The organism is Clostridium sp. (genome assembly GCF_036569345.1).
Taxonomy (GTDB): domain Bacteria; phylum Bacillota; class Clostridia; order Clostridiales; family Clostridiaceae; genus Clostridium_AD.
Map to the genome: position 1 here is coordinate 17,776 of NZ_DATCQT010000149.1, position 12,773 is coordinate 30,548.

General features: G+C 30.2%; 11 protein-coding genes and 1 pseudogene. 11 read left to right on the forward strand and 1 reads right to left on the reverse strand.

Annotated features, from left to right (window positions below; translation table 11 throughout):
- Window positions 1-194 precede the first annotated feature (194 nt).
- The 7 genes from tsaD (at window position 195) to VIM70_RS14750 (ending at window position 7,028) form a co-directional block, all read left to right on the forward strand.
- On the forward strand, window positions 195-1,217 hold the full coding sequence (tsaD, locus tag VIM70_RS14720) for a tRNA (adenosine(37)-N6)-threonylcarbamoyltransferase complex transferase subunit TsaD (RefSeq protein ID WP_331946531.1): 1,023 nt from the start codon (window positions 195-197) through the stop codon (window positions 1,215-1,217).
- A gap of 97 nt (window positions 1,218-1,314) precedes the next feature.
- The gene (locus VIM70_RS14725) at window positions 1,315-1,779 is read left to right on the forward strand and encodes a response regulator (protein WP_331946532.1); all 465 of its coding nucleotides are present in this window, start codon (window positions 1,315-1,317) and stop codon (window positions 1,777-1,779) included.
- Window positions 1,780-1,979: 200 nt separating this feature from the next.
- Window positions 1,980-3,092 carry a hypothetical protein gene (locus tag VIM70_RS14730; RefSeq protein ID WP_331946533.1) on the forward strand — a complete coding sequence of 371 codons (1,113 nt, stop codon included), beginning with the start codon at window positions 1,980-1,982 and terminating at the stop codon, window positions 3,090-3,092.
- A gap of 111 nt (window positions 3,093-3,203) precedes the next feature.
- On the forward strand, window positions 3,204-3,611 hold the full coding sequence (locus VIM70_RS14735) for a hypothetical protein (protein ID WP_331946534.1): 408 nt from the start codon (window positions 3,204-3,206) through the stop codon (window positions 3,609-3,611).
- Window positions 3,612-3,732: 121 nt separating this feature from the next.
- Window positions 3,733-3,984: a cysteine-rich small domain-containing protein gene (locus tag VIM70_RS14740; protein WP_331946535.1), complete on the forward strand. Its 252-nt coding sequence runs from the start codon at window positions 3,733-3,735 to the stop codon at window positions 3,982-3,984.
- Window positions 3,985-4,368: 384 nt separating this feature from the next.
- Entirely contained in the window at window positions 4,369-5,622 is a 1,254-nt protein-coding gene (gene ablA / locus VIM70_RS14745; RefSeq protein ID WP_331946536.1) for a lysine 2,3-aminomutase, read from the forward strand.
- Window positions 5,623-5,756: 134 nt separating this feature from the next.
- Window positions 5,757-7,028: a M14 family metallopeptidase gene (locus VIM70_RS14750; protein ID WP_331946537.1), complete on the forward strand. Its 1,272-nt coding sequence runs from the start codon at window positions 5,757-5,759 to the stop codon at window positions 7,026-7,028.
- A gap of 515 nt (window positions 7,029-7,543) precedes the next feature.
- Here the strand turns inward: VIM70_RS14750 and abc-f are convergent.
- The gene (gene abc-f / locus VIM70_RS14755) at window positions 7,544-9,469 is read right to left on the reverse strand and encodes a ribosomal protection-like ABC-F family protein (protein WP_331946538.1); all 1,926 of its coding nucleotides are present in this window, start codon (window positions 9,467-9,469) and stop codon (window positions 7,544-7,546) included.
- A 351-nt stretch (window positions 9,470-9,820) separates the two neighbouring features.
- Here abc-f and VIM70_RS14760 point away from each other — a divergent pair, with 351 nt between their 5' ends.
- From VIM70_RS14760 to VIM70_RS14775, 4 genes and pseudogenes are all read left to right on the forward strand, one after another.
- Window positions 9,821-10,456, forward strand: a complete 636-nt coding sequence (locus VIM70_RS14760) for a redox-sensing transcriptional repressor Rex (protein ID WP_331946539.1) — start codon at window positions 9,821-9,823, stop codon at window positions 10,454-10,456.
- Window positions 10,457-10,648: 192 nt separating this feature from the next.
- Complete coding sequence (locus tag VIM70_RS14765) at window positions 10,649-11,428, forward strand: short-chain-enoyl-CoA hydratase (protein ID WP_331946540.1); 780 nt, start codon at window positions 10,649-10,651, stop codon at window positions 11,426-11,428.
- 59 nt (window positions 11,429-11,487) lie between these two features.
- The gene (locus VIM70_RS14770; protein WP_331946541.1) at window positions 11,488-12,627 is read left to right on the forward strand and encodes an acyl-CoA dehydrogenase; all 1,140 of its coding nucleotides are present in this window, start codon (window positions 11,488-11,490) and stop codon (window positions 12,625-12,627) included.
- A 14-nt stretch (window positions 12,628-12,641) separates the two neighbouring features.
- Window positions 12,642-12,773, forward strand: a pseudogene (locus tag VIM70_RS14775) (electron transfer flavoprotein subunit beta); the annotation flags it as partial.

The window sequence follows — 12,773 nt, forward strand, 5'->3', positions numbered from 1 at the left end:
TATCATAGAATAATAAATACCAAAGTATTTAAACTTGAATAAGTGAAGAAATTTTTAAAGTTAATAAATCAAAATAAAAGTATACATATAAAGAGTATATAAAAATTTGATATGATAAACCTAATAAAGTATAATTAATTTGTGTTATTCATAAAAAGAAATTGTGTAAACTTTACTAAAGGTGGGTAAAAACAATGAAAAAAGATATTAAAATACTTGCAATTGAATCGAGTTGTGATGAGACCGCGGCGGCAGTAGTCGTGAATGGACGAGAAATTTTATCAAATATAATTGCATCACAAATTGATATACATGAGAAATTTGGAGGAGTTGTGCCGGAGGTGGCATCCAGAAAGCACATAGAAGTAATAAGTGCTGTAGTTCAAGAATCATTGGACGAAGCTAAAGTTACATTAGATGACATAGATGCAATAGGAGTAACTTATGGACCGGGGCTCGTAGGAGCATTACTTGTAGGTGTTCAATATGCTAAGGGACTTGCATATGCAACTAATAAACCATTAATTGGGGTTAATCATATAGAGGGTCATATAAGTGCTAATTTTATTCAATATAAGGATCTTAAACCACCTTTTATATGTTTGGTAGTTTCGGGTGGACATACATTTATTGTATATATGAAAGATTATGGTGACTTTGAAGTTATGGCTCAAACTAGAGATGATGCTGCGGGTGAAGCATTTGATAAGGTGGCTCGTGCTATTGGACTTGGGTATCCTGGTGGACCTAAAATAGATAAAATAGCAAAGGAAGGAAACGCGGATGCTATAAAGTTTCCAAAAGCTAAATTTCATGATGATACTTTAGATTTTTCTTTTAGTGGAGTTAAATCTTCAGTGCTAAATTATATAAATAAAATGAATATGAAAAAGGAGACAATTAATATACCTGATGTTGCCGCATCTTTTCAAAAGGCAGTAGTTACTGTTTTGGTAGAACATGCGCTGCAGGCATGTAAAATTAAAGGGGTAGATAAAATAACAATAGCAGGCGGCGTGGCATCAAATTCTTGTCTTAGAGAGACCATGACATCAGAAGGTCAGAAGCAAAATATAAAAGTTTTGTTCCCGGAGATGGTGCTTTGCACTGATAATGCAGCTATGATTGGAAGTGCAGCTTATTTTGAATTTATTAAGGGTAGTGTATCAGGACTAACGCTGAATGCAATACCAAATTTAAAACTTGGAGAAAGATAGGATATTATAATTTATGATGTGAAATAAATTGTAAAATTGTAAATATAATGATACACTTTACCTATTCATAATAAATTTTAGGAATAGGGGAAAAAATATGTACAGAGTGCTCCTGGTTAATGATTGCAAATTAGAAAATTCCATTATGAGTGACATGCTTATAAGTTTGGGGTATGAAGTTATTATAAGTAATGAATTTACTGCGGTTAATGATGTTAGTGAGTTTAATTGTAATGTAATTATCGCGAATTTTATTATGAAAGGAAAAACTGGAGATAAAATACTTAAACAAATAAAGGATAGCCATCCCAAAATTAAATGTATTTTATCCTCAAGCAATGACATTAAGTTAGAGGATTTTAACAAAAGAGCAATAGATGCATTTATACATACACCAGTATCAATAGAAAAATTAGATGGAGTAATCAAAGAAAATATACAATTATTAAATAATAACAAACAGGTGAAACCATCATTCTGCAAATACTGTGGGGAAAAAATATATGATAGTGATTCGCAAGCAAAATTTTGTAATTATTGCGGAAAAAAATATAAATTCTAAATAATGAGTACATAATTATTTTAAATAATTATGTACTCATTATTTATTTGCATTAAAAGAAAATGAGAACATATAAAATTCTCAAAAATTTTTGAAATTATCAGTTGATAGCATAATATAAGAGGAGTATAATAATTTGTGTTTCAATATTTTAAGATCTAAAATATTAATTCTTATGACTTTAAACGAGGAGAAAGATTATGGCAATCCATCAGAATATAATAAAAAAAAATTTTAAGTTACGCATTATAGTACTATGTTTGTTTTTAAGCATTTTCACATTGATGGCTTGTTCAAATAAAGTGGAAAAAATTAATAAAAATGTTGTTATAAATGAAGAAAATGTGATTAGTAATCAAACGTTAGTTAAAGGAAAAGACCAAATAGTAGAAAATATTAAGACCACAAAAATAGCTTTTGAGAAAAATAACAATGTTTATATTTATGATGAAACAAATCAGCAAATTAAATCCTTAGGGGATAATTCAAAATTAAAAGATTTATTAGCGATATCGCCAGATAAAACAAAAATAGTATTTAGATATTTTAATGAAGGAAAAGAAATATACCCTCCACATATAATTGTTTATGATATTAAAACTGGAAAACTAACAGATATTGTTATAAATAATGAAAATGTTCAACAAATTATTGAACTAAAATGGATAGATGATGAAAACATTTTGGTAACAGGACATATTGATCCGTCGGCTTCAGGTTACACAGTATACAACATAAAAAGTAAAGCAGAGATAATATCTTGTATTGGTACCATAAGAGATGTTACTATTAATAAAAAAAATATTCTTTATAGTAATACACCTCATATATTTCCACAGGTAAAAGCCAATCTATATCTTAACAATAATAAAATTTTTGAAACCAATATAGACAAAGAAGAGATATTTGATGGGGTGTTATCTAGGGATGGCAAAATACTTGCTTTTAGAAGTTATATTGAAGGTGATAAAAAAATAAACAGTCAGACAAGGACTTATCTTAATGTAGCAAATGTTAATAGCGATGGAAAAGGAATAAATGGTTTATTAAGGATAGCTATAAATAGTGATACAAGTGGGGTTCTAAAATTTGATGATAAAAATAATATAAGCATTATAGGTGATGATTTTATATATAAATTAGAATCAGGAAAACTTAATAAGGAAAAAAATATTTTAAAAAAGCAAGAGGAACTTTCTGCTGAGCAATTAAAAAAGTTTAAAACAGTATTGGCCAAACAATTTCCCAAAGATATTATTTCAGAAAAAACATTATTAGAGGATATAGGTATATATAATTTTGTAACATTTTAGATAACAAATCAACATAAAAAATTGTTAACGAATATTTAAAATTTTGTTAACAATTGTTTTTAAATTTGGTATAATGATTTTAATGCTTATGGAAGTGGAAGAGGGGTTATTATGAAAAAGAAAAATTCTTATAGGGCTAAAAACACAAAAACTAAGGTTAAGACTATCCCAAAACTAATTGTTGGTAAATTGGGAATGTTACTAGTTATTATTATACCAATAGCTATATTAATATCTTATTCCATGAATTTAAACTTTTTTTCAATTACGAGAATTTTATCAATTTTTGTTTTAATTATAAGTATAGCTGCTTATTTAAAAGGAGAAATTATTTATTCACATCCTGATCAATCACATTATAGTGGTAAAGCAAGTAATAATAAGACTATTACACATAAAAAATCTAACATAAATTTTTCATTTTCACTGAAAAATGGAACGGTTCAAGTTATACTAACAATTCTAATAATTTTAGTACTGACCTATTTATTACAGTTTCTATATAAAGCAATTGGATAATTTTTAATAGGTATATTTAATTTTAAAAAAATAACTTAGTAAATTTTAAGACGTAAAAAAGTAAATTTCTCTTTTACTTTTTTATGTCTTTATTTTATCTGAATTTACAAGGAGGATTAAAATGAAGAAGAATTATAAATTTTTTAGACATAAAGATTGTGAATACTTTCCATGCCATGAAGTTAAAAATAATGAAAAATTTAATTGTCTATTTTGCTATTGTCCTCTATATTTTCTTGATGAGTGTGGTGGAAATGGAAAATTTTCAAATGGCATTAAAGATTGCTCATCTTGTTTGATTCCACATTCTGATAATGGATATGAATATATAGTAGGTAAAATAGTGGAGGTTAATAAAACAAAAAGAAAATAATTATCGTCTAATAAAAAGTATGAAATTTCTCATACGCGCTCGAAAATTGTTTAAAGTAAACTTCGAAAAATTGTCTTTTTGAAACATAAAGTGTATAATGAAGGCATTAACAAATAAAATAAGACTAAATAATTTTATATAAATTGAAGTGTGTATAAAGATTTAATTTTTAATTATCTTAATATCTTCAGCACTCTTCTTAAAAAGGCACTGTCAATTCAGCGCCTTTTTTGTACCTAAAATGAAACTAGTAAAAAAATATTCCCCCAAATAACAAATAGATTAGATTTCTACATTGATTTAACAATCATTATATTTTGTAGTGAATGGATACACTAAAGACATGTAGCAGTTTAAAATTATAATACATATGGAGGTACTAACATGAAAGTTAATAGGAGATTTGAATTATTCAAAGATGTAACAGATGAAGACTGGAATAATTGGGAATGGCAAGTCAAAAATAGAATTGAAACTGTAGAAGAACTTAAAAAATACATACCCTTAACAAAGGGAGAGCAAGAGGGCGCTGAAAAATGTCTTCAAACATTAAGAATGGCTATAACCCCTTATTACTTAGCGTTAATAGATCCAAATGATCCTCATGATCCAATAAGAAGGCAAGCTATACCAACGGAACTTGAATTGCATGAGGCAGATGCTGATTTATTAGATCCACTACATGAAGATGCAGATTCTCCAGTTCAAGGGCTAACTCATAGATATCCAGATCGGGTATTATTACTAATAACTGATAAGTGCTCGATGTACTGTAGGCATTGCACAAGAAGAAGATTCGCAGGGCAAAATGATAATTCTATGCCAATGGAGAGAATAGATAAGGCAATTGAGTATATCAGAAACAATCCACAAGTTAGAGACGTATTATTATCAGGTGGAGATGCGCTACTTGTGTCTGATGATAAATTAGAATACATAATTAAAAAATTAAGAGAGATAAAGCATGTTGAAATAATAAGGCTGGGGTCAAGAGTACCGGTGGTTCTTCCTCAAAGAATCACTAAAAAATTGGTTGACATGTTAAAGAAATATCATCCGATTTGGTTAAACACTCATTTTAATCATCCAAATGAAATTACAGAGGAATCAAAACTTGCCTGCGCGAAACTTGCAGATGCAGGTATTCCTTTAGGAAACCAAACAGTTCTTCTAAGAGGAGTAAATGATTGTTCACATATAATGATGGATTTAGTACATGAACTTGTTAAAATTAGAGTTAGGCCTTATTATATATATCAATGTGACCTTTCAATGGGACTTGAGCACTTTAGAACTCCTGTATCTAAGGGAATAGAAATTATTGAAGCTTTAAGAGGACATACTTCAGGATTTTGTGTGCCAACATTTGTTGTGGATGCTCCAGGTGGGGGTGGTAAAATTCCAGTTATGCCTGGATATGTTATATCTCAAAGTCCAGAAAAAGTAGTATTAAGAAACTTTGAAGGTGTTATAACTACATATGAGCAACCAACGGGCTACACTTCAGGTTGTCATTGTGAAGTATGCAAAGGATCCAAAAAGGTTCATAAAATAGGAGTGGCAGGGTTATTAAATGGCGAGAAAATGTCTATGGACCCAGTTGGGCTTGAGAGAAATTTAAGAGTAGACAAAGGGTAAAATAAAATACTGTAAATAATAATCCAAGAGATAACTCTCTTGGATTATTATTTTGTTATTTATTAAGGGAAATAAGTAACATTTTCAAAAATATATTATAAAATGGTAGTATAAGAAATTTTAGGAGGGTAAATTTGCTAACCCTAAAAATAGGATCAAAAGGAACAACGGTAATGGAAATACAATCGCTACTTAATAAATTGGGTTATAATGTTGGAGCCATTGACGGAATTTATGGGCCTAAAACTGCAGAGGCAGTGCGGAAATTCCAAATATATTTTGGTATATCACCTACTGGCGAAATAAATGAGGATACTTATAAACTTATGAATAGATTTTTATTAGGGTTTGATACTTATAGAATTAAAGCAGGGGATACGCTAAACTCTATAGCAAAAATGTATTATACGACTCTTGCAAGTATAGTTACAGCTAATCCAGAGGTGAATTCAAATAATTTACGAGTTGGTGAAGTAATTACCGTTCCATATTCATTAGAGGTTGTTTATACAAATATAGATTATACTTATGACATTATGAAAAAAGATTTAGAAGGGTTAAAGGCAAGATATCCATTTATAGAAGTCTCTAGTGCAGGTAAAAGCGAGCTAGGAAAAGAACTTTATTATGTAAAACTAGGGAGTGGACCTAATAAAGTGTTTTATAATGGGTCACATCATGCAATTGAATGGATAACTACACCTCTCTTAATGAAATTTATTGAAAATTTTTCTAAAGCTTATGCATTAAGGCAGAGTATAGAAGGTTATAATCCAGTGGACATATGGAATAAAAGCACTATATATGTTATGCCTATGGTAAATCCAGATGGAGTTGACTTAGTACTTAATGGCATAGAGAAAAGTAATCCATACTATAACGAATTAATAAAATGGAATAATGGCAGTTCGGATTTTTCTAGAAATTGGAGTGCTAATATACGTGGCGTAGATCTTAATCATAACTATGATGCTTTGTGGCAAGTATCCAAGGATGCAGAAAAAAGCTATGGAGTATATGGACCAGGACCTACAAGATATTCTGGAACTGCACCAGAATCAGAATCAGAGTCTAGAGCCGTGGCAGACCTTACTAGAAAAAATAATTTTAGGTTGGTGATAGCATATCATTCCCAAGGTGAATTGATATACTGGAATTTTCAAAATTTGGCAACGGCTGAAGCTAAAAACATAGCATTAAGGTTTGCTGAATTAAGTGGTTATGAGCTAGGAGAAACCACTGGAATTACAAGCTATGCAGGGTATAAAGATTGGTTTATAGATAAATATAGGAGGCCAGGATATACCATTGAGGTTGGACGTGGAGTAAATCCCCTTCCAATAACCCAATTTAACAATATTTATAGAAACAACATTAAAGTATTACTAGAAGGGGCATTAATCTAACTATCAATACAAATTATAAACATCAAGGTTCGGCATGTATTATGTTCGGATAGTCGATAATTCGTTAACACACTCTAAGTTTATTCCATGAAAAATTTCCTAACGCACTTATTCGACGTCCTGTCTCAGAAGTGCTATCAGCCCTTCCTGGGCTGATTACGGAAATTTTTCACTACATAAACTAAGAGTCTGTAAAACTCATTATATACTATCTGCCACAATCTACATGCCGAACCTTCAATGGTTATTAATATATTAGTTTAATAATAAATATGACATTTCTACGAAGTGACTTGCAATAAGAGGTGAAGAAACATTGAAATTCCATTTATAAATTCTTCTTTTGCGTTATAAAATTACCGTAAGACTGCCAGGAAGGCAGTCTAGTGAACCTGAGGCAGGACGCCGAATGTGAGTGATAGGTAATTTTATATAAGCAAAAGATTAGAATTTGTTAATGGAATTTCAAGTTTTGAGCTCGTGTGCAAGGCGCGCAGGAGAAATTTTATACACTTCTATTCTGCGTCATCTAAAAAGTCTTCCCAAGCTTCGTAAAGATCTTCAAGAGCTGTTTTAATACTTGATATTTGGTTGTTTACATCAACACATCGACTAGGGTTTGAATATACCTCTTCAAGGCAAAGGTCACCGGTTAGCTTTTCTAATGCCTGTTCTGATGAGGCTATTTTATCTTCAAGGGTTTTTAGATCTAATTTCTTTTGTTTTTCTAATTTATCCTCATCTCTCTTCTTTTTCTTTTCAAGATTTATTTGGGTTTTCGACATACCATCATAAGCTTCTTCTATTTGGAAACGAAGGGGGTTTTTCTTTTTTTCTATGTAATAATTATAATTACCTAAATACTCTTTGAGCCCATTTTGGTTTAATTCAAGTATTTTATCAATTACCTTGTTTAAAAAATATCTATCATGAGAAATGACAATAACAGTACCATCATACCCGAGGATTGAATCTTCTAAAGCTTCACGAGACATAATATCTAAGTGATTTGTTGGTTCATCGAGTAGCAAAAAGTTAGCTTTAGATAACATAATTTTTAGAAGATTAATTCTGCATTTTTCACCACCACTTAATGTGGATATATTTTTAAATACATCTTCACCTATGAATAAAAACGCTGCTAATGCAGTACGCAGCTCAGTTGTAGTAAGTTTAGGAAAGTCATCCCACACCTCATCAATTATAGTTTTTTCCGGATTCAAATTTGATTGTTCTTGGTCATAATATCCTACAAAAATATTTTTTCCTAATACTTTTATACCCTTATCACATGGGATTTTATCCATTATTATTTTAAAAAGAGTGGTTTTGCCACGGCCATTTTCACCAATAAGAGCTATTTTTTCTGATCTTTTTATATCTAAATTTAAATTTTCAAACAGAAGATTATCTCCAAATTGTTTTGATAAATTTTCTATATGTAGAACGTCATTTCCACTCTTAATTTCTGTTTCAAATTTAATTTTAGCTTCCCTAAGGTCACTAATAGGAGAATCAATGCGTTCCATTTTATCCAAAGACTTTTGCCTGCTTTCAGCAGCTCTTACACTTTTTTCTCTATTAAAAGATTTATATCTAGTTATAATTTCCTCTTGCCTTTTTATTTCTGAGCGTTGTAAATTGTATGCTTTTAATTGAATTTCATAATTTTTTTTCTTTAAGTCAATAAAATTTGTATAGTTTCCATTATAAGAATCTACATGCCCATTAATAAGTTCAAATGTTTTATTTGTAATAGCATCTAAAAAGTATCTATCATGTGATATTATAAACATAGTTCCTTTATAAGATTTCAAGTAATCTTCTAACCATTCTATAGCATCTAAGTCTAAGTGATTAGTGGGTTCATCCAGTAATAGTATATCAGGACCTTTTAGTAACAATTTGCAAAGGGCAACCCTTGTTTTTTGACCTCCACTTAATATGTTTATTGGTTTATTATAATCTTCTTCCATAAAACCAAGACCTTTAAGAACCCTGCTAATTTCAGCTTTATATGTATACCCACCACGATTATTATAAAGTTCAGAGCTTAATGTATATTCTTTTATTATTCTATTATGATATTCTTCTTTTGAAGCATCATAAGGCTCACTCATTTTTAATTCTAAATCTTTAAGATTCTTTTCAAGGCTTAATAAATTGTCGAATACTATAAGCGTTTCATCGTAAATAGTATTATTAGAATCTAATGAAAGGTCTTGAGATAAATAACCGATTTTTTTGTTTTTATCTATAAATAGTTCGCCATAATCATGATCTAATTGTGAGGTAAGTATTTTAAAGAGTGTAGACTTACCTGCTCCATTAGCACCAATAAAACCAATTTTTTCGCCTTCATTTATACTTAAAGTTATTTTGTCTAAAATAACATCTATGCCGTAACTTTTGTGAATATCCTTGCAACTTAGAACTATCATTATTGTCACCTTCCCAATTATATTGTATTAAATTAAATTATAAAATAGTGAAATCATATAATTCGATTTGAAGAATATTTATCAATCTGAAAAATATTTATCTACCTTAAATAAGAAAAAAATTAAATATTATCAATTACTATATATTATTGTACTATTTATATCAAAATTATTGAAGTAAAAAATAAATATATATATATATCATTAGTTATTAATAATAGTATAAATGGACTAAATTAGTGAAAAAATAATAAGAAATGTTAAATTTTCAATAAAGTTAGTGTTAATATACAATAGTGTGGTAAAATAGAGAATATGAAATTTATGATGCTGAAGAGGAGTGTTCAAGTTATGGAAATGAAGAAAAATATATCAATGGCAGTTATTAGAAGGTTGCCTAAATACCATAGATATTTAAGAGAGCTTTTAAGAAGTGATGTAGATAGAATATCCTCAAAAGAATTAGGGGAAAAAATTGGGTTTACGGCATCTCAAATTAGACAGGATTTGAATTGTTTTGGAGATTTTGGGCAACAAGGATATGGTTATAACGTTAAAGAACTATTAAATGAGGTTAGCACAATATTAGGATTGGCTAAAGAATATAATATGATAATAATAGGTGCGGGTAATATTGGGCAAGCAATTTCCAATTACACTAGTTTTGAAAGATTAGCCTTTAATTTGGTTGGAATTTTTGATGTTAATCCAAAACTTATAGGACTCAAAATAAGGGATGTTGAAGTAATAGACATAGACGAGTTAGTGGAATTTCTTAAAGGAACGACTGTAAATATTGGAGTGATTTGCGTGTCAGGAAATAGCGCACAAATAGTTTGTGACATGATGGTACAAAATGGGGTTAAGGGTATCTGGAATTTTGCACCTGTGGATTTAGATGTACCGAAAGACATAATTGTTGAAAATGTTCATTTGAGTGAAAGTTTACTAACACTTAGTTGCTTAATGAATGAAACATATAGTTAAAGAAATCACAAAGTAAGCACAATTAAATTTACAAATTATACATAATTTATCAAAAAAAAATACCTGTTGAAATAAGTAAACAAAAGATATATAATGTATTTGAGGCTAAGTGCTTCAAATACATTTTAAGTTGCTTGTTATATTTTTAACAGGTGATCAATGAATGGATTAATTCGTAAGGAGTTGATTGTTGTGGAATATAAAAATATTGTGCTACAAAAGGAAGAGAAAGTTGCAATACTTACAATTAGTAGACCAAAAGCTCTAAATGCATTAAACTCAGAGACATTAAAAGAGCTAGATTTAGCAATAGACGAGATTGCTAATGATGACAACATCTATGCAGTAATAATTACTGGTGATGGAAAGGCTTTTGTTGCAGGAGCAGATATTTCTGAAATGAAGGATCTTGATGTAATGGGTGGTAGAAGATTCGGTAATTTAGGCAATAAAGTTTTTAGAAAATTAGAAACTTTAGAAAAACCTGTTATAGCTGCAGTAAACGGTTTTGCGCTTGGTGGAGGATGCGAGCTTTCTATGGCTTGTGATATTAGAATAGCATCTTCAAAAGCAAAATTTGGACAACCTGAAGTAAGTCTTGGAATAACTCCTGGTTTTGGGGGTACACAAAGACTATCAAGGCTTGTAGGACTTGGAATGGCTAAAGAATTAATATATACAGCGAAGATTATAAAAGCTGATGAAGCATTTAGAATCGGACTTGTAAATAAAGTTGTTGAACCTGAAGAGTTATTAACAGAAGCTAAAGCACTTGCAAATTTAATTGCTGGACAAGCTCCTATTGCTGTAAGTCTATGTAAAGCAGCAATTAATAAGGGCATACAATTAGATATAGATTCTGCAATTTCATATGAAGCAGAAATATTCGGAGAATGTTTTTCTACTCAGGATCAAACTAGTGGAATGACAGCATTTCTTGAAAAAACAGAAAAATCCTTTAAAAATAAGTAAATATAAATATAATATAATTACAATATAAAAGATAGGTAGATAAGCGAGGAGGAAGTTACATGAATTTTACATTGACAAAAGAACAAGAATTTGTAAAACAAATGGTAAAGGAATTTACATTAAACGAAGTTGCACCAATAGCTGCGGAAATAGATAGAACAGAAAGATTTCCTAGCGAAACTGTAGAAAAAATGGCTAAATACCATATGCTTGGTATGCCATTCGCAACTAAATATGGTGGAGCAGGTGGCGACATCTTATCATATATTATTGCTGTTGAAGAATTATCAAAAGCATGTGGAACTACAGGAGTTATATTATCAGCTCATACATCACTATGTGCAGGACCAATAGATGCGTTTGGTACTGAAGAACAAAAAATGAAATATTTAGTACCACTTGCAAAAGGTGAAAAATTAGGAGCTTTTGGATTAACTGAACCTAATGCAGGAACAGATGCGTCAGAGCAACAAACTACAGCAACTTTAGATGGAGACAATTATATATTAAATGGTTCAAAAATATTCATCACAAATGGTGGAGTAGCTGAAACATTTATAGTTTTTGCAATGACTGATAAAACTAAAGGAACAAAAGGAATTACTGCTTTTATAGTTGAAAAAGAGTTCCCAGGATTTTCAATTGGTAAACACGAAGATAAATTAGGAATAAGAGCATCTTCAACTACTGAACTTGTATTTACTAATTGCATAGTTCCAAAAGAAAACATGCTTGGAAAAGAAGGAAGAGGTTTCGGTATCGCTATGAAAACTCTTGATGGAGGACGAATTGGTGTAGCTGCTCAAGCACTAGGAATTGCAGAAGGAGCTTTAGAAGAAGCTACTAAATATATGAAAGAAAGAAAACAATTTGGGAAACCACTCGCAGCATTCCAAGGTTTACAATGGATGGTAGCAGAACTCGATGTTAAAGTTGAAGCTGCTAAGCTTTTAGTATATAAAGCAGCTGCTTATAAAGATGCAGGACTTCCATACACAGTAGAAGCTGCAAGAGCAAAATTATTTGCATCAGAAGTAGCAATGGAAGTTACAACCAAAGCAGTCCAAATCTTCGGAGGATATGGATATACAAAAGAATATCCAGTAGAAAGAATGATGAGAGATGCTAAGATAACTGAAATCTATGAAGGCACTTCACAAGTTCAAAAGATGGTTATTGCTGGAAATTTACTAAAGTAGGAGGGGATTAAGGAATGAATATAGTTGTATGTTTAAAACAAGTTCCAGATACAAATGAAGTTAAAATAGATCCAAAAACAGGAACACTTATAAGAGAAGGAGTTCCATCTATAATAAATCCAGATGATAAAAACGCTTTGGAAGAA